Here is a 16,790-nt window from a genome sequence, read left to right as displayed (position 1 = left end):
ACTCGCTCAAGTTGCCTGGTCAAGGCGCCCTTACGCCAGGGCGAAGGCGGCAGGGTCGTCGGCCTTGCCGCCGCGCCCAGCTCTGAAAGCGCCTACCCGATCACGTTCGCCGGGGAGTCGAGCCATACGTGTTGACCCTCCGGCGTTACGGTCAGACCGAACCGCTCACGGCCCGGGGAACCGGAGGAGACCCACCACAGGAACGCGGCCTCCAGTTCGTCCCAGAGATCACGCGGCCCCCTCTGGAGAACGGCCACGCGCTTGTACTCAGGCGAGTAGTGCACCTGAGCATCGGAGTCGTCCGACCACAGCCACAGGTGGAACTCGCCGTTTTCCTCGTTGGCGTGCCGGCCGTTCAGGCCGGGAATCATGCCCGCGACCGCCACATCGGCACCGACCGAGGAGCGTACGATCCGGCGGGGGTCCAGATAGGTCGACGACTCCCGGTAGTCGCCCGCCAGCTCGGGTAGGCGCCGCCGTTGCGACCGCAGCATCATGAAGGAACAGCCCCGGTAGAACCTCCCCACAGCCGTGCCGTCCCCGGTCACGGTCAACCTGGTCAGGTGACCGGCCTCCCACCGAGGCATCCAGGGGAAAACGATCAGGCCCGCCGGACGCGTCTGCTCGACCCAGGCATGGGGGACCTCATCGACGCCGCAGGTGACGTGGACGCGGTCGTAGGGCTTGCCATCCGGGCACCCGGCGCTCCCATCCCCCAGGACGAGCCGAGGGAGACGCCCGGCGTTCTTGAGGTTCAAGGTCGCCGCGGTGAGGACGGCCTGATCTATCTCGACACTGGTGACATTGCCGTCGCCGAGGCGATGGGCCAGCAGGCCCGCCGTCCAGCCGGTTCCCGTACCGATCTCCAGGACTTCGTCACCGTCGTAGGGATCGAGCAGGTCCAGGCCCGCCGCGACGATGCTGGGCATGGAGCATGACGAGGTGTAGTCCCCGCTTCCCGCGCTCAGGTCGGTCGTCCCGTCGTCAAGCTGGGTGACGATCGCCGTGTTCGAGTAGACGGCGTCCATCCACCCGCCCGGGTCGGCGGTCCGGTCGATCAGATAGCCCGGCTTGTCGTTAGGCGAGCACCATGCCCGGTCGGGGATGAAGAGGTGACGCGGCACCGCCCGCATGGCGTCCGCCCATCGCGAGTCGAGGTCCTGGAGTTGTGCGATCAGATGCGCGCTGTTCGTCACTTGCCCTGGGGCTTCTCGTGCTGACCGCCGCCGGTGTTGGGGCGGTCGCCGTCAGGGGTCGGCTTCTCGGGCGTGAAGGGCTTGCTCGACGGTTTCTGCCCCTCATGCTTCGGCATGCGATGAACTCCTTCGTTCAGGGGGACCTCGTCGTCTGCCTGTCCGGAGCGCTCGGCCGACAGGTGGCGTACGTACATCTGAATGCGCTCGCGGTCCTCGGGGAAGACGCTCTCCCACTCGTCGTCGAGTTCGAACCACTTCGGCGGCTGGCCGGTCTGCCCTCGGAGGGGTACGTCACGGTCAGTGATCATGACTACGACAGGCCCAGCGCCGGCGACCAGTCCGCACGGTAGGAACGTACGGACACTGCTACCGCTACCGAAAAGTCGGAACAACGTCGAGCGGGGCATCGAGTCAGTCCTCCTGAGGTGAGGGCCCGAAACGGGTCACGAGAGCATCGAGCGACGCGCACAGTAACGGGCCGCACACACTTGGCGCTCCCGGTCAGGATGCTCCCCTATCGACGCCGCCAGCAACATGGTTGAGCAAACTGCTCGACGAGCGGTTGCAACCCCCTGTGGCGACTCGTCATGCCACGCCGGAAGCGTTCGATTGCGGTACCGGCATGTTTCGGGCGATAAGGGGAACACAGCCGCGCGAACTACTCGTCGGCGAACAACTCGCCGCGCTCGTCCCGGACCCGGACCGGTAGCGGCGGCTGCCGCCTCAACCGGTTCGCCGCTGCGAGCAATCGGTCCAGTTCCGGCCGCGACCGCGATACGGCTATCGCTGTAAGGGCGGTGCCGGGTGTAGAACCTTAGGGTGATCCACGACGGCAGCAGCCTCATCGAGAACGAGCTCGACTCACAGATCAGAAGAGCGGCGATGGCCTGGCTGGATCAGCGATGCACAGAGGACAACCCCTTGGTCCGCCGTGATGAACTGCTGAACGACTTCTACTTCGAGGGGACTCGTCTTCCGCTCGTCGATCCCAACCGTGGTATTCGGAAGCCACGATCGATGGTCGCGGCCCTGTCGATTCTCACGACCTTCACACCGCCAGGACGCCGTTCGCCCTACGAAGACGCACCAGCTAGGGATGGCTTACTTCGGTACAAATATCGCGGCGAAGATCCCCAACAGCCAGACAACATCGCACTGCGGCGGGCATATCAATGGAAGTTGCCTCTGATTTGGTTCTACGGCGTGGCGACTGGCATCTACTTGCCGCGCTACCCTGTTTGGCTCGTTGGAGATGAGCCACAGCACCTGCAATTCGCCGTCGCACTTGACCAAGCGCAGCTCTTCATTCCGCACAACGCGGAACTGGATGGCGACCAGCGGCGCTACGTCGAACGCCTCACCCGCCAGCGCCTTCACCAGCCCGTCTTCCGGGAACGCGTTCTTCAGGCGTATGAGAAGAGTTGTGCGATGTGTCATCTACGACACGTCCAACTACTGGATGCAGCCCACATCCTTCGCGACAGCCACCCTCAAGGCATCCCAGCAGTTTCTAACGGCCTCGCTCTCTGCAAGATCCACCACGCCGCCTACGACAAGAACGTCCTCGGAATACGGCCTGATCACATCGTTGAGGTTCGGGCGGACGTACTGGAAGAGATCGATGGCCCCATGTTGCGCTACGGCCTGCAGGAGATGAACGGGCTCAGCTTGAGCTTGCCCCGGTCGCGCCGGGACTGGCCTGATGCAGGTGCGCTTGAGGAGCGCTACGAGGAGTTCCGCCTGACGGCGTAGATCAAGCTTAGAGAGCTCGATCGCCTGGCCAAGCGAGATGATTGCGTCTGGTGAACGACCATGGGTCCCGGCAGCCGCTGGCCAAGATCGCGCACCTACTCTTCCCTCTTCCCTAGAACCTAAGTGTTCGCCAGAATGCCGGCATGGCGAAGGTCAGAGATTTTTTCGAGGACAAGAAGCGCTCCGACTCGCATCCCACGGTCGTGGACTGTGGGTATCAGGTGGTTCACACGAGTGAGGGCGTGTTCCTGCAGCTCAGCACTTACGGGTCCGACCAGCGGCAGACCCAGAAGAAGACCAGTCAGACCCTCCAGTTCGATCGCGACCACGCCGAGCAGCTTCTCCGCGTAATCATGTCCACCTTTCCCGGCCTCCAAGGAACTGCGATGGGAGAGCGCCCCTAACCTGCCGCCTGATCCGCCCAGGCTCCACGACCGGCCAACCACAGCTCGTTCACGTGATAAGCGAAGCGGTCGTAGAGGCCGTCGTCTTGGTAGCGCTTCAGGTGCAGCATTGGCGAGTCGTGGCCGACCAGCTTGGCCAAGTGTGGGGTGACGAGCATCTCGTCGTCGAACTGGAACACCGACAGGGCGATGTGCTCGTCGCCGAAGCGCGCCTCGATGCCGGACACACCCTTGAGTTGCTCCAGCTCGGCAAGAGTCATGCGGATGCGGGTGGACACCGTCAGCGGCACCGCTTCGATGTCCTCCCGACGGCGGGTCACGTCGCTTTCGGGGTTCCCGATCAGGAAGCGGATCTTGCAGCCCTGCTCGGCCTTGCGCTTAAGAAGCTTCGCCAGGTTGGGATGTTCCAGCCAGAGAAAGTAGTTGGTGTACCCAGCGAGGGTGATGTTCGACTGCGCTTCAGTAAGCAACGTCCGCCACACGCTCTTCGGACAGGCGGAACGGTAGGGGTAGACCGTAACTATCTCCCGATCAGGTCCAATCTTGACCGTGTTCCGTATCGCCTCGGGCCATAACACGGACTCATCCACCCCCAGAGCATCGGCCGCCGCCCACCGGTGACGCGGGTGCGGGACACGCGCTTCGTCAGCCAGCCAGCGGGACACCGTCTTGATGTCCACCTCGCACCGCAATGCGAGGTCCCTTTCGGTAAGTCTCGCATCGGTCATTGCTTGCCGTAGAGAGTCGTTTGACACGCGCGACCTCGAATCGAGAGGACGTTGAGGACGCATCTGGGCGGTAACGCAAAACGTCCCGCACGTCCTAAGAACGGAGTGTAAATGATCCGATACCAAACGTCACGCTGTGGCCATGCGCACGACAACCTTGAAGGAACTGCAGGCCGCGTTCCCCGGCTGGACAATCTGGCGAAGCTCCGCGGATCGCCTCTGGGCCACGCGCAATCGGCAGCTCACCGACGTGGAGTTGGACCACGGGCTGAGCCACACGATCGACGGAGACGACACGCACCAACTCGGTGAACAGCTCCGCGACCAAGAGCGACTCGCTTCGAAGATACCGCCCCGATGAGCGCCCCGCCGTCTGCCCTGCGAGCATCCGCCGTCAAGGCGCTCAAAGCCCTCAGCCAGTTCGAGAACGCCTGTCCGGGGCTGCACGTGGCTCCCGAGCAGCCCGGGCACCTCGTGATCCGGTGGATGTGCGAGACCCGGCGCAGTGTCTCTGTCCGGGTCGTGGCCCACACCTGCGACGACTGCTCGCCGGTGGCGTACGAACTGTGCGCCTCCGGCGGGCTACTGTTGGTCCGCCGTACGGACCGGAGCGGCGGCCAGCCGAAGATCCGCGAGACCGAACGCCTGCCGCACGCGCGGATGCGCCCGCTGTGGACGGAACTGCTACTCGGCCGCGCCCGATGACCCCCATTACCGGAACCGCACCGACTGCTCACGTAGGGTCCGAGCTGGCGTCGATCGACTGACGGCCGGCCCAGTGGCGTCCGCCGAGTCGAGGGCGCCCATACCCCGGACCCCGAATGGCCGGCCGTTACTGTGCGGTCAAGGATGATCCCCCTCGTTCTCTGAGGCCCGAGCCGGTTGGGCTCCCGACCGGACTCGGCTCGTCAGCACGACGGCAGCGTCGTTACCTGTTTGTTATCAACATGCGTTTCCGCCTACCGGGTGGCTACATGCGGGTGATTTGTCCTGATTTGGATCTACTTTCCAGATTCTAGAGGCAAGAATCAATATTAGTTCCAGTTGTACATCAGTGAGGCAGTCACTAGAGTGCCGAGCAGGCCGCAGCGGTGTTGAGCACGGACACAGGACGGCCTTCTAACCAAGAAGCCGTCCTGATAGGCCACCAGACATGAATGTCAAGGCGCGGAAACTTTGGGGCGCTCTCCCCCCAGCCGGGCTGGCCGTTGTTGTGAACCTCGCTACCGAGTGGAAGCACAACCTGCTTGCCTGGGCCGCCGTACCTGTCCTTGCAGTCCTGGGGGCATGGGTCGAAACGATGGTTGATAAGGGGCGACAGCACAGGGCCGCCAGGAGCAAATGGCAACCGCTTCCAGTTGTCCTGCACTACGACGAGCGGAACGGAAGTGCGCGCAGGACCGTGTCGACGACCAGTGAGAAGGTTGCGACCGAGTTTCTCAAGCGGGTTCCCCTTCCGCTTGAGACGCCTCTCGAATCGACAAAACAGCAGCTCAAGCAGCTTTAGACAAGGAGGTCTGGCCCTATGCCCAAGTCTCGCTTCCAGTACGAACTCCCGGACCATCGAGTTGAGTACGGCGTTGAGGTGGACATTGACTCACTCAAGATCGACGAAGATGCGCAGCGCGGACTCAACCTGAAGCGGGCAAAAGGCATCGCTGATGGCCTGATCGTGGACGCGCTCGGCTCGATCGTGGTCTCTGAGCGCACCGACGGCGGCCGGTACGTGGTTGACGGCATGCACCGCACTGAGGCCTGCAGGCTCCGAGGCCTCCGGACCATCAAGGCGGAGATTCACTATGGCCTCACCCAGCAGCAGGAGGCGACTCTCTTCCTGATTAAAAACCGAGAGTCTGCCAAGGTCAGCACGCTGGACGAGTACAAGGTCGGGCTGACCGCCGGAGACGCGCTTTGCGTGGACGTCGACCGAGTGCTCGACAGCCACGATCTCAAGCTGGGTTCAAGTTCCACCAATAGTGTGGGTGCGGTCTCGGCTGTCCTGCGCATCACCAAGCAGTACGGGCCAGAGGTTCTGGACCGAACCTTGAAGGTAGTTCAAGCCGCCTGGGGCAGGAACAAGGAGTCCTGGGACGGCGTGATTCTGGGTGGCGTGGCGATGTTCCTACATCGCCACGGTTCCGGCATCGATGACGATGATCTCGCGAAGAGGCTGCTCAAGCGGGGTATGGCGGCACGCTGGCGCTCTGAAGCATTGACGCGGGCCTCAAACGGCGGTTACAACAACAGCGGCACTGGATCGCGGGAGAGCCAGTGCTATCAAATGGTTGTTGAAGCTTGGAACAAGGGACGCAGCGCCAATAACCGCATCGGTTGATTCGCGACTGTTCGTCACTTAGTGAAGTACAGGTTGCACTGTGGGTCATCTGAGGCACGGCAGAGACGAGTACCTACCGGCGGCCTCAACCAGCCCTCGTACACTTCCTGGTGACCCACGGCCCTAAAGGCCGTTCCCATCGGCCGAAGTGCCAAGGGAGACTTCTGCGCGCGGGTGCCAGGCCCAGAGGTATTCGGGGCCGTCCTGGATGACCAGGCTGATGTGGTTAACCGTCACCTCGCAGTCCGGCAAGTGACGGCCCAGGGTTGCGATGACCGGTTCGGCGGGCTGTTCTGCGCTGCTGTAGGCGATGGTGACGTGAGGTGTCCAGGGATCGGTGCCCAGGACACCATCACGGCCGGTCGCGGTACGCGTCGCAGCCCGTACAGCGTCAAGCATCGGCGTCAGGGCCTCCGCAGGGCGTGCTTCCACGGCGATGGCCTCGGGGTGATAGAGCACGCGTCCGAGCGCCACGGTGATGGGCTGCACCCCCACCAGGAGCTTCCGGGCCTCGGCGACCAGGGTGGTGAGCTGCACGTCCGTGATCTCGTCCGTCAGGCCGACGACGAGCGTTGTCAGGTGCAGCCATTCGTACGGCACCAGATCGAGCCCGTCTATTCCGGCCAGCCGTCGATGGGCCTCGCTCACTATCGCCCGGACTTCAGGATGGTCACGAAACAGAACGTGCCAGTAGATCCGTCCCTTTCCGGGAGGGAGCATCTCCCGTCTCCCCCAGCGGTCGGCCATGAGCTTCGGCAGGGGGCTCAAGAGCCCTCCCCGGAGCCGACCGCCGACAGGGCGGCGGAGGTGAAGTCGCGGATCTGCTCCCGGAGGGACGCTACGACGCCAGAGCCGAGGAAGCGCCGGTCATCCAGCCGCGCGTCCAACTCCACCAGGTAGTTCGTCACCGTGGACATGCGGAATTCCGGCGGCATGTCCATCACGGGCGCGATCTGCTCGGCGGCGCCGTAAAGGTCGCCCATCATCGCGTAGGCGTTGGCCGCTCCGAACCTGATCTGTGCCCAGGTGGCGGGTACGCGTGGATCCCCGGAGGCCCACGCTGACTCCGCCATACCGGCGGCCTGGAGAGCCTCCTCAGGATTGCCGGCCTGGAGAGCCACCGAGAGCGCGTACAACGCCTGCCGTGGGCGGGGGCATGACCATGGCGATACGTCCGAGTCTCGGGTCTGCTGGCCCTGGGCGGCTTCTTCGGCACGCCGAAGGGCTTCTCGTGCCCGTGCCCGGTCGCCGAGCAGGCCCGCCGCGTTGGCCTCCTGGCTCGCGAGCAGCACTCGCAGCGGGGTCGGCGGGCTGCACTCGTACCCTCGCCGCGCGAGGTCAGCCGATGCAGCGAAGCGACGCCGCCACCGTTCGGTCTTCGCCTGTGCGCTCAGCGCGACGGCCGGGCTCGTGCCTGCTTCCTCGGCACACATGACAGCGGCCGTGCCGTGAGTCATGGCCGCAGCGTTCCGGCGCAGATCCCCGAGGAGGATGCAGGTGTGCGCCAGGAGATCGGCCTCGATGCGGAACAGTTCGCGCGTCTGACGAAGCCTCTGCCTGCCACCACACAGCAGCGTGCGGGTGTGCCGCTCAAGGCGGACAACATCAGAAAGCACGCGTTGAGGAGGAACGTGGGCGTGAGTTTCGCCGACGCGCTGCGTCTCCTCGGCGAGCACGCTGATGGTCCCGTCGCCCGCGTTGGTCTGCTCGGCCCAGGCGACGAGATCGATCACATCGCTTCCGCAGGGCGAGCTATCGACTGCGGCGACCGACTCTCCGAACAACTCAGTCTCGGTGAGCGCGAATGCTCGGGCGTACAGCACGCGGTAGGGGTCGCCGGGCCGGTTGTGCCCGGCCTCGTACGCCTTGATGCGGCGCACCATCGTCTCCCGGGAGGGCAAACGCGGCCGGATGTTCTCGTCGGCGGCCTCCACCAGACGGCGGGCCATCTCGCGCTGGCTCCACAACCGGTTGCGCCGCTCGGCCCGCAGCCGTACGGCCCATGCGGGAAGGTCATCGCTCATCGAACGCACCTCTGTTCGGATCCGCGGTGACCCTCAACTCCCCTGGTGTCCGCCTCTGTCGGAGGCATTCGCCAGGGCTGCGGTGGGTCTCCCGGAGATGGTCAGCTTCCTCAGTGACAGGCAGTAGATCGGGTTCACCCAGGCTTAGCGCCATGGCCAGCAGCGATTGCGTCGATGTGGCGGGCGAGTTCGAAGTCCTTGGCGGTCAGGCGGTTGCCGGCGTCGTGGGTGGTGATCAAAAAGCGGATGCGCTGCCACGTGATGTGGATGTCGGGGTGGTGGCCGATTTCCCGGGCCTTGGCGGCGACGTACATCGCCAGGTGGACGCACTCGTGGTACGTGTGGGTGAATGTTCGGACGATGGTCTCACCCTGGCGCTCCCATCCGGGCAACTCGCTCAGGCGAGCGGCTATCTCCTCTTCTGACAGCGGCTCAGGGGGCATCCGGTGTCTCCATGTCCGACGACGTCAGGCGAACTGGGCGACAATACCGGCCAGTTCGCGGCCGGGACCAGTGCCGGCCCAGGCGGTCGCGTGCCGCGAGACGGCCTTGATCTCCTTGCGCAACCGGGCCGACCCGGTCCCACCGACGACGGACGCGGGCGGCTGACGCGATCTGGACGACGCGTTCCGGCTCGGGAAGGGCAGCGAGAGCGGCGGCCTGACGCGCCCAGAAGACGCCGTTGTCGCGACGCGCCGATTCCGGAGCGGTGCCGAGAATCCGATCCCACAGGGCGACGGCCTCTCGGTACGCACCCAGCCGCACATACGCGGTCGCTCGCTGGACGTCGATGTACCCGAGAGTGCGACGGCAGGCGTTGCCCCAGGGGTATTCGTCGTCGACCCGGTCGACGAGCACCGCCGCCCGGTCCAACAAGCGGTCGACGAGATCCTTGTCTCTGGCGGGCAGCATCGAGTGTCCGTGCGCCTGGTGGACCAGCGCGAGGATCCGTACCTTCGGGCACAGCCTGGCCTCGTCGGCCAGGGCCGCTTCCGTGTAGTCGACGACCGTGCGCCCGTCCTCGAAGTCGACCGCGAGCATCGCCTTGTTCGTGAGCGCGTAGCTGATGAGCTGCGGGTCCTGCGAACGATGCGCCATGTCGAGGGCGACGGCCCGCCATGCTCCAGCACGGCCCAGGTCACCGGCGTCCTGATAGAGCCAGCCGAGCAGGGCCGCGTACGCGACGCCGGCTCCCAAGAGGCCGCGGCGTATGGGCGCGTCGGCGGCTTGCGCGAGCTGCCTAATGAGCTCGGCCTGCGTCGCGACGGTCGGGATGAGGTGGCGAGGGCCGAGCCACATGTCCGCCTTGTAGTGGCCGGGAAGCTGTTCGAGGAAGTACATGACGACCTCCGGGGCTACGGGACCGTGATGGGGTACGTCGGCGTCTGCCGGGTCCATGGGGATGTCGTATCGCGCCACGACACACTGACGCGACCTCACAACGCCGCAACCTTCGTCGGCGTCGCGGGAACCACACCCACGGTTCTCGCCGAACAGGTCGGCCTCGGCGAGCCCGAGGGCTCGGGCGTACAGGACACGGTAGGGGTCGCCGGGCCGGTTGTGCCCGGCCTCGTACGCCTTGATGCGGCGCACCATCGTCTCCCTTGAGGGCAACCGCGGCCGGGTGCCCTCGTCGGCGGCCTCCACCAGCCGGCGAGCCATCTCGCGCTGGCTCCACAACCGGTTGCGCCGCTCGGCCCGCAGCCGTACGGCCCACGCGGGAAGGTCATCGCTCATCGAACGCACCTCTGCTCGGATCCGGGGGTGATCCTGGCCGACCCTCAGTTTCCCTCATCCGCACCTGTGCCGGGGAGGTTACGCAGCGCTGTCATGGCAGGTGCAGCGTAAAGATTTCGGGCCCGCCGGACGGCGGCACGCCGTACGAGGGCCCCCGACCAGGAATCGAGGTCAGAGCCGTGCCAGACAGGAAAACCACCGCGTCAGCCGGGGGTTGGCGGTTGATGACGAGCGATCGCGGACGATTCTGGGCGACCCGTGAGCGGCCGTTCTCCCCGGCGGCCGAGGCGGCGGGCGCCGCCCGGACCGTCGACGGCGACGATCTGACCGAGCTCTGCCGGGTCATCGCCGAGCAGGAGAGCTTGGCCGACATTGCGTCGGCCGGGTGACGAACTCCTGGACGTCTGTCCAGGGCTGCATGTGGCTCCCGAGCAGCCCGGCCATGTCGCGATCCGGTGGATGCGCGAGACCCGGCGCAGTGTCTCGGTCCGGGTCGTCGCCCACACCTGCGACGACTGCTCGCCGCTGGCGTACGAACTGTGCGCCTCCGGCGGGCTGCTGTTCGTCCGCCGTACGGACCGGAGCGACGGCCGGTTGAAGATCCGCGAGACCGAACGTCTGCCGTACGCGCGGATGCGCCCGCTGTGGACGGAGCTGCTGCTCGGCCGCGCTCTATAAGACCCTCGCGTGGTCGGTCAGTCCAGGACGAGGAACTGCTTGCCGTCGATCAGTTCGCGGACCGCGTCGAGGTGGCCGGCGTGGGTCGCCGTCTCGACGAGGACGTGGAGGATCGCCTCACGCAGGTCGCTTGGCGGCTGGTCGTCGCGGTAGTCCGGCCACCAGCGCGGCGCCTGGTCCGGGGCGCTGGAGGCGATCACCTCGTCGGCGCGCGCCGTCTCCTCGCGGTAGAGGTCGAACACCTCCGAGGCGGGCCGGTCGCCGGGCACCTGCCAGGCGTCCGCCGGGGTGGCGAGCGAGGCCACCGCGTCGGGATCGCCGCCGAAGACCGCACGGAACCAAAAGCGCTCGACGTCGATGGCGAGGTGGCGGACGAGGCCGGCCGGGGTCCAGGCGGACGGAAGGACCGGACGCCGGAGGTCGGCCTCGTCCAGGCCGTCCACCATGTCGAGGACGTGCCTCCGCTTCCAGTTCAGGTATCCCAGGAGGGACGAAATCTCACTCGACGCCGATGACGTGCTCACGTTTGATCTCCCGGATGAAGAGCGTCCAGCAGCCGCTGGAGGGCCGCGCGGTCGCCGGTGATCTCCGCCCCGGCCTGGCCGGGCGGCGTTCCGTCGATGACCAGGGCCTTGAGGACGGCCGGATCGGTTCGCAGGGCCGCGTCCCACCGGTCCGGCTCGCCCCGGCGGATCGCGAGTTCGCCGCCGGACACGCGGAGGGTGAAGACGTCTTCCCCGACGTCGACCAGGAACGTGGCATCGAGGTCGCCCAGCCGGACGGCATCCAGATGGCTCTTCACGGCGAGCATCAGGGAATCGGTCCCCAGAGGTGCCGTCGTCTCCTTCGGGGGAGAGTGACGGCCCCATCGGCCCAGGTGGACAAGGATCGGCTCCAGGTCGTGGCCCCACTCGGTGAGCTCGTAGACCCACGCGCGAGCCGGCGGGCCCAGTTTGCGCCGCCGAATCACCCCGCCCTCCTCCAGATCGCGCAGCCGCTGCGAGAGCACGGTGGGGCTGGCGTTGGGCAGGCCGCTCTGCAGGTCGCTGTAGCGCTTGGGGCCGAACAGCAGGTCCCGGACGATCATCAGCGCCCAGCGCTCACCGAGCAGGTCGAGAGCGCGCGCGGCGGCGCAGGGGTCGCCGTACGTGCGTGCCGTGGTCACGTCGCTCATCCTACTCATCCCGGAGCGGACGCTTGCTTTCCCGTAGTCCAGTGACAGCGTCAGCCGGGCGAGCTGTGGTACGCCTCGACCAGCCATTCGCCGCCGTGCCGCATGAGCATCCAGGTCGCCAGCTCCCACCGGTCGGCCGGGGGCTCCTCCTCCCCCGCGAACGCGGTGGCACTCCGCGTGACCACGAGGGCCACGTCCGGGCCGAGGAACCGGACGCTCTCCGGCGTGTGGACGCGCCTCGACCCCTTCAGCGGCCCCGCGAAGGCGGCGCCCATTGCCGACCGGATGCCGTCCCTGCCCCGCAGGTGGACCCCGGGCAGGATCACGCTGGCGTCCGGCGCGTACCGGCCGGCGAACGCGTCGCCGTCGCCGTCCGACCACGCGGCCGACGTCGCCGCGAACAGGGCCCGTACGGCGCGCTCCTCGGCGTGCAGGTCCGAACTCATCTCATCCTCCAACAGTCCCGAGGAAGGCCGCCGCATGGTCGCGGGCGAACTCGGCGAAGCTCGTGGGCCGCACCCCGAAGGCCCGGTGGGTCTCCAGCCGTACGTGGGACTCGGGACGCCGCTTCCGTTCGGCGAGAAGCTCACGCAGGATCCGTACGGACGGCTCGGGCGTCCCCGCCTCCCTCCACTCGCGCAGCTTGTCGTCCAGGGGCAGCTCCACATGGCGGAAGGCGGTTCCCGTCGCCTCCGTGATGTGCTCGACGATCTCCTTCATCGTCAGCGCCTCCGGGCCGGTCATGTCGTACGCCCTGCCCTCGTGGCCAGCGGAGGTCATCAGCGCGACCGCGACCTTGGCGACGTCCTCGATGGCGACGGGCGACAGCCTGCTGTCGCCGATGGACATGCGCAGCTCCCGCCGGTGCGGATCCACACCTGTGGAGGTGCCGGGCAGGTAGAACTCCATGAACTGGCTCGGGCGCAGATGGGTCCAGGCCAGGCCGGACGCCTCAAGGTGGCGCTCGATCTCCAGGTGCTCGCGCGTCCCCGTGAAGCTGCCGGGGTCGAACCCGACGCCGGACTCCTTGCCGGAGTACTTCACGATGTGCGGCACGCCCGCAGCCCTCGCCGCGTCGATGAACACGCACTGCGTCTCCACCATCCGTTCCCTCGGCGAGGAGATCAGGAGCACGCGCTCCAGGCCGCGCAGAGCGGCCGTGAGGGTCTCGGGGCGCAACATGTCGCCCTCGACCACTTCCACCCCGGGCAATCCGTGTAGCTTCCGGGCCTTGTCCGGATCTCTGACCAGCGCTCGGACAGGAACGTCCTGCCGCGCGAACTCCCTGACGACGATCGACCCACTGAGCCCCGTCGCTCCGGTGACAAGAATCATGGCTACGACGGTAGTGCTCACTACTACAGAAAAACAAGTAAGTAGTATTAGTTACGTATCACTTGAAGGTGCGACTAGGAGCCTTCCGACCAGAAGAGCTGCAGGCGAGCCAGCGCCTCACCCCTCGACATCCGGGCGACCTCGGTATCGGTCAGCCCTACTCGGTGAATGAGGAGGTGCACGAGATCCGCGGGAAGCGCCTCTGGCGGCGCCTGGGGGCCTCCCCGGTCCGGCACGATCCCGTCCCGCGCACAGGCCCAGAACTCCTCCTCGGAGACCTGGAGTTGGTCTCGCAGGATGTGAGCCCAGATGCCCGGACCATAGGTCGTGCGGTCAGGTGGATGCGAGATCCGCGTCCGGAGGATGCCGCCCGCGGGAAGGTCCAACTCGTAGGTGATGTGATGAGTGCCTGTACGTCCCCGCGCATCCCGAATCCGCCGCCAGCCCTCGTTCTTGCAGAAGCGCTCGTGATCCTCACGGGTTGGCTGCGGCCACGTCATGGAGCCACCCCGATCAGCCACTCCCGTAGCTGCTCGTCGCTGCTCAGACAGATCATCTGTACCAAACCCCAGTTATCCCTGTGGTTGGGGGCATCAAGAAGATGGTCTTGCCAGTCCTCCGCGTATTCCCGAAGAGCGTCGATCATCTCGTCGATCGCCTCATCGAACGTCGATCCGTCCGCTGCAACCGGAAGACCGGGGATGAAGGCCGACCACCCACCGTCCTCCGCCACTACCTGAACATTGGAGGGGCAGATACGGGCGAGGAAGTAACGGAGGCGCTCACCGTCCACCACGGCGGCCGTCCGATCGTCTCGGCGGACGGTCGCGCTCCGACCCCGCTCGGCTGCATCAAGAAGCTCCTTGAGCTTGGCCCGGGCCTCCGTGTAGCTGGCGAAATGCACTCCCATGCCAGTCCCCTTTCCTCAACGCCAGTATCGGACCCCCTTAGAAGTACGTCAAGTACGTGAAGTACTTGCCGCGTGGCGAACCCTATGCCCCTGCGGGTTTCACGCTCAGCGGGCTTCCAAAAAATGGTTTGTCGGGGATGAGGCGGGTTGGGATGCTCGGCCGGGCAGGTTCGGAGAGGAGACCGCGAAGTGGCCGTCACCGCGTCTGGCACGCCGTACGAGTCCGAGCCGGAAGTCCGCACGGCGGCCGGCGTCCTGCGCGGCGGCCGGGAGGCGGGGCTGGCAGTCTTCCGCGGCATCCCGTACGCCGAACCGCCGGTCGGCGCCCTGCGGTTCGCCGCGCCGCGGCCGGTGCGCGGCTGGGGCGGTGTGCGTCCGGCACTCGCGTACGGCCCGCCGCCCCCGCAGTCCGGCCTGCTCGGCGGGTCCCAGGACACCGTCGGCGACGACTGGCTGACGGTCAACGTGTGGACACCGGAACCGGATCCGGCGGCGGGGCTCCCGGTGATGGTGTGGATCCCCGGCGGTGGTTACGTCTCGGGCAACGCCGGCCTCCCGGAGTACGACGCCGGGCGCCTGGCCGCGAGCGGAGTCGTGGTCGTCACCCTCAACTACCGCCTCGGCATCGAGGGTTTCGCGCTGATCGACGGCGCTCCGGCCAACCGGGGGCTGCTCGACCAGGTCGCGGCCCTCCAATGGGTGCGGGACAACATCCGGGCGTTCGGCGGCGACCCTGACCGGGTCACGGTCTTCGGGGAGTCGGCGGGCGGCGGATCGGTCGCCGCGCTGCTCGCCATGCCGCGCGCCGCCGGGCTCTTCCGCCGGGCGGTCGCGCAGAGTGTGCCGGGCACGTTCTTCTCCCCCGAGCTGGCCGCCGACGTCGCCGCCGCCTGCGCCGCCGAGCTGGGCGTACGGCCCACGGTGTCCGGCTTGTCGGCGGTGGACCCGGCCCGGCTGCCCGCCGCAGGCGACGCGATCTCGGCGAAGATAACTCGGTGGCGGGAGCGCTGGGGACAGATCACCCATCGGCCGATCCCGTTCGCTCCGGTCGTCGACGGCGACGTCCTCCCGGCTACCCCGTGGCAGGCGCTGGCCGGCGGCGCGGCCCGGGACGTCGATCTTCTCGTCGGGCACACGCGTGACGAGCACCGGTTGTTCAGCCTGATCGACGGCGTGCTCGGCCAGGTCACATCCGAGCAGACCGAGACCGCTCTGCGCATGCTCGCCCCCGGTTCGGACGGCGCGCGCCGCTATCGGGAGGCGTTCCCCGCCGCTACCGACGAGGAGCTGTACGAACTGGTCAACGGGGACTGGCTGTTCCGCATGCCGAGCCTTCGCCTCGCCGACGCGCAGATCGCCGGGGGCGGGCGGGCCCACCTCTACGAGCTGACGTGGCCCGCCCCGGGGCTGGGCGGCGCCCTCGGCGCCTGCCACGGCCTGGACGTGCCGCTCGTGTTCGGCAACCTGAGCAGCGGACAGCCCGCCATGCTGATCGGCACCCCGCCCTCCCCGGCGGCGGAGGAACTGTCCGCGCGCATGCGTACGGCGTGGACGGCCTTCGCCGCGCACGGCGACCCCGGCTGGCCTCCGTACGACGCCGAGCGCCGCCTCGCGCAGCTCTTCGACACGCCGTCGACGGTCACCGCCTATCCGGAGGAGGCCTCGCGGCTGCTGTGGCGGGACCACGCCTTCGCGGCGCTCCCGCTGCTCGCGCCCTAGGGAACGAGCGGCCGCGCTCACACTCCGCCGGTGACCTTGACCGCCTGCCCGGTGATGCCGGTGTTGGCGGCGGAGCCGAGGTAGACGACGGCGCTGGCGACCTCGGCGGCGTCGAGCAGGCGGCCGATCGGAGCCAGCGCGCTGTAGTGCCCGCCCGCCTGCTCGACGATCGCGCCGTTGGTCTCCGTCCTGGTGAGGCCGGGCATGACGACGTTGGACAGGATGTCGCCGTCCTTGCCGAGCCCGAACGCGGCGGACCTGCTGAAACCATGCAGAGCCGCCTTGGCCGCGCCGTAGTACTCACCACCGGCCATGCCGTCCACCGCGATGGCAGAGGAGATGTGCACCAGCCGGCCCCAGCCGCGCTTTCGCATGGACGGGACGACCGCCCGGCTGAGCCGGAGCGCGCCTTCGACGTTGGCCCGGATCGTCTTCTGCCACCTCTCGTCGGACACGGCCTCGAAGGAGCGGTCTCCATCCGGCTCGGTGGCGCCCCAGTGCACCGCGTTGTTGACCAGCACGTCGATGCGGCCGGACCACTCGATCACGCTCTCGACCAGAGTGCGGGCCGCTTCGTCGTCGTCCAGTTCGTACGGCGCGACGAGCGAGCGCCCGCCGATCTCCTTGGCGACCTGCTCAGCACCCTCCTGGGAGTGGTGATAGGTGAGCACGACGTCGGCCCCTTCGGCGGCGAACCCGCGGGCGATCTCGCGGCCGATTCCGCCGGAGGCTCCCGTCACGATCACCGTACGGCCGGTGAGTCCCAGATCCATTTCGACGCTCCTCATCACAGTGGAA

General features: G+C 67.1%; 22 protein-coding genes. 9 read left to right on the top strand and 13 right to left on the bottom strand.

Annotated elements, in window-relative coordinates:
* Positions 1 to 92: 92 nt before the first annotated feature.
* Positions 93 to 1,196: a methyltransferase domain-containing protein gene (locus HHX37_RS13480; protein ID WP_310740360.1), complete on the bottom strand. Its 1,104-nt coding sequence runs from the start codon at positions 1,194 to 1,196 to the stop codon at positions 93 to 95.
* A 119-nt stretch (positions 1,197 to 1,315) separates the two neighbouring features.
* Between HHX37_RS13480 and HHX37_RS13475 the strand changes: the two genes are divergently transcribed.
* The 3 genes from HHX37_RS13475 (at position 1,316) to HHX37_RS13465 (ending at position 3,352) form a co-directional block, all read left to right on the top strand.
* Complete coding sequence (locus HHX37_RS13475; RefSeq protein WP_182885590.1) at positions 1,316 to 1,546, top strand: hypothetical protein; 231 nt, start codon at positions 1,316 to 1,318, stop codon at positions 1,544 to 1,546.
* Between the two features lie 469 nt (positions 1,547 to 2,015).
* Entirely contained in the window at positions 2,016 to 2,948 is a 933-nt protein-coding gene (locus tag HHX37_RS37710; RefSeq protein WP_220502831.1) for an HNH endonuclease, read from the top strand.
* 143 nt (positions 2,949 to 3,091) lie between these two features.
* The gene (locus HHX37_RS13465; RefSeq protein WP_182885589.1) at positions 3,092 to 3,352 is read left to right on the top strand and encodes a hypothetical protein; all 261 of its coding nucleotides are present in this window, start codon (positions 3,092 to 3,094) and stop codon (positions 3,350 to 3,352) included.
* On the opposite strand, the gene HHX37_RS13460 is transcribed toward HHX37_RS13465, so the two are convergent.
* Entirely contained in the window at positions 3,349 to 4,032 is a 684-nt protein-coding gene (locus HHX37_RS13460; protein ID WP_310740359.1) for a hypothetical protein, read from the bottom strand. The genes HHX37_RS13465 and HHX37_RS13460 overlap by 4 nt on opposite strands.
* 405 nt (positions 4,033 to 4,437) lie before the next feature.
* Between HHX37_RS13460 and HHX37_RS13455 the strand changes: the two genes are divergently transcribed.
* The 3 genes from HHX37_RS13455 (at position 4,438) to HHX37_RS13445 (ending at position 6,415) form a co-directional block, all read left to right on the top strand.
* Complete coding sequence (locus HHX37_RS13455) at positions 4,438 to 4,785, top strand: hypothetical protein (RefSeq protein ID WP_259406404.1); 348 nt, start codon at positions 4,438 to 4,440, stop codon at positions 4,783 to 4,785.
* A gap of 448 nt (positions 4,786 to 5,233) precedes the next feature.
* Complete coding sequence (locus HHX37_RS13450; protein ID WP_182885587.1) at positions 5,234 to 5,587, top strand: hypothetical protein; 354 nt, start codon at positions 5,234 to 5,236, stop codon at positions 5,585 to 5,587.
* Positions 5,588 to 5,605: 18 nt separating this feature from the next.
* On the top strand, positions 5,606 to 6,415 hold the full coding sequence (locus HHX37_RS13445; RefSeq protein ID WP_182885586.1) for a ParB/RepB/Spo0J family partition protein: 810 nt from the start codon (positions 5,606 to 5,608) through the stop codon (positions 6,413 to 6,415).
* Positions 6,416 to 6,538: 123 nt separating this feature from the next.
* On the opposite strand, the gene HHX37_RS13440 is transcribed toward HHX37_RS13445, so the two are convergent.
* From HHX37_RS13440 to HHX37_RS13425, 4 genes are all read right to left on the bottom strand, one after another.
* Positions 6,539 to 7,183, bottom strand: a complete 645-nt coding sequence (locus tag HHX37_RS13440; RefSeq protein ID WP_182885585.1) for a 2'-5' RNA ligase family protein — start codon at positions 7,181 to 7,183, stop codon at positions 6,539 to 6,541.
* Positions 7,180 to 8,439: a helix-turn-helix domain-containing protein gene (locus tag HHX37_RS13435; protein ID WP_182885584.1), complete on the bottom strand. Its 1,260-nt coding sequence runs from the start codon at positions 8,437 to 8,439 to the stop codon at positions 7,180 to 7,182. The genes HHX37_RS13440 and HHX37_RS13435 overlap by 4 nt, the downstream gene beginning before the upstream one ends.
* A gap of 134 nt (positions 8,440 to 8,573) precedes the next feature.
* Complete coding sequence (locus HHX37_RS13430; protein WP_182885583.1) at positions 8,574 to 8,882, bottom strand: 4a-hydroxytetrahydrobiopterin dehydratase; 309 nt, start codon at positions 8,880 to 8,882, stop codon at positions 8,574 to 8,576.
* Positions 8,872 to 10,176, bottom strand: a complete 1,305-nt coding sequence (locus tag HHX37_RS13425; protein ID WP_182885582.1) for a helix-turn-helix domain-containing protein — start codon at positions 10,174 to 10,176, stop codon at positions 8,872 to 8,874. Before HHX37_RS13425 ends, HHX37_RS13430 begins: the two co-directional genes overlap by 11 nt.
* Positions 10,177 to 10,400: 224 nt before the next feature.
* On the opposite strand from HHX37_RS13425, the gene HHX37_RS13420 reads away from it, so the two are divergent.
* Together HHX37_RS13420 and HHX37_RS13415 are read left to right on the top strand one after the other, a co-directional pair.
* Positions 10,401 to 10,565, top strand: a complete 165-nt coding sequence (locus HHX37_RS13420; protein WP_167521428.1) for a hypothetical protein — start codon at positions 10,401 to 10,403, stop codon at positions 10,563 to 10,565.
* Positions 10,566 to 10,596: 31 nt separating this feature from the next.
* Entirely contained in the window at positions 10,597 to 10,854 is a 258-nt protein-coding gene (locus HHX37_RS13415; RefSeq protein ID WP_310740358.1) for a hypothetical protein, read from the top strand.
* A gap of 17 nt (positions 10,855 to 10,871) precedes the next feature.
* Here HHX37_RS13415 and HHX37_RS36630 read toward each other — a convergent pair whose 3' ends face one another.
* The 6 genes from HHX37_RS36630 to HHX37_RS13390 all read right to left on the bottom strand — a co-directional run bounded on the left by HHX37_RS36630 (position 10,872) and on the right by HHX37_RS13390 (position 14,273).
* Positions 10,872 to 11,378, bottom strand: coding sequence for a DinB family protein (locus tag HHX37_RS36630; protein ID WP_310740357.1), 507 nt, complete (start codon positions 11,376 to 11,378; stop codon positions 10,872 to 10,874).
* Positions 11,375 to 12,019, bottom strand: a complete 645-nt coding sequence (locus HHX37_RS36625) for a winged helix-turn-helix transcriptional regulator (protein WP_310740356.1) — start codon at positions 12,017 to 12,019, stop codon at positions 11,375 to 11,377. The genes HHX37_RS36630 and HHX37_RS36625 overlap by 4 nt, the downstream gene beginning before the upstream one ends.
* 59 nt (positions 12,020 to 12,078) lie before the next feature.
* Positions 12,079 to 12,474, bottom strand: coding sequence for an SgcJ/EcaC family oxidoreductase (locus tag HHX37_RS13405; protein ID WP_182885579.1), 396 nt, complete (start codon positions 12,472 to 12,474; stop codon positions 12,079 to 12,081).
* A 1-nt stretch (position 12,475) separates the two neighbouring features.
* Positions 12,476 to 13,363, bottom strand: coding sequence for an SDR family oxidoreductase (locus tag HHX37_RS13400; protein WP_182885578.1), 888 nt, complete (start codon positions 13,361 to 13,363; stop codon positions 12,476 to 12,478).
* Positions 13,364 to 13,437: 74 nt separating this feature from the next.
* Positions 13,438 to 13,863 (bottom strand): cytotoxic translational repressor of toxin-antitoxin stability system, encoded by a 426-nt coding sequence (locus HHX37_RS36620; RefSeq protein ID WP_182885577.1) that lies wholly within the window; start codon positions 13,861 to 13,863, stop codon positions 13,438 to 13,440.
* Positions 13,860 to 14,273 (bottom strand): prevent-host-death protein, encoded by a 414-nt coding sequence (locus HHX37_RS13390; protein WP_182885576.1) that lies wholly within the window; start codon positions 14,271 to 14,273, stop codon positions 13,860 to 13,862. The genes HHX37_RS36620 and HHX37_RS13390 overlap by 4 nt, the downstream gene beginning before the upstream one ends.
* Positions 14,274 to 14,462: 189 nt before the next feature.
* On the opposite strand from HHX37_RS13390, the gene HHX37_RS13385 reads away from it, so the two are divergent.
* Positions 14,463 to 15,992: a carboxylesterase/lipase family protein gene (locus HHX37_RS13385; RefSeq protein WP_182885575.1), complete on the top strand. Its 1,530-nt coding sequence runs from the start codon at positions 14,463 to 14,465 to the stop codon at positions 15,990 to 15,992.
* 17 nt (positions 15,993 to 16,009) lie between these two features.
* On the opposite strand, the gene HHX37_RS13380 is transcribed toward HHX37_RS13385, so the two are convergent.
* Positions 16,010 to 16,765: an SDR family NAD(P)-dependent oxidoreductase gene (locus tag HHX37_RS13380; protein WP_182885574.1), complete on the bottom strand. Its 756-nt coding sequence runs from the start codon at positions 16,763 to 16,765 to the stop codon at positions 16,010 to 16,012.
* Between the last annotated feature and the right edge of the window lie 25 nt (positions 16,766 to 16,790).

It is taken from the genome of Microbispora sp. H10885, assembly GCF_014161415.1.
GTDB lineage: Bacteria > Actinomycetota > Actinomycetes > Streptosporangiales > Streptosporangiaceae > Microbispora > Microbispora triticiradicis.
Note: the sequence above shows the minus strand (reverse complement) of the source record. Positions and strands in the feature narration are given on the sequence as shown.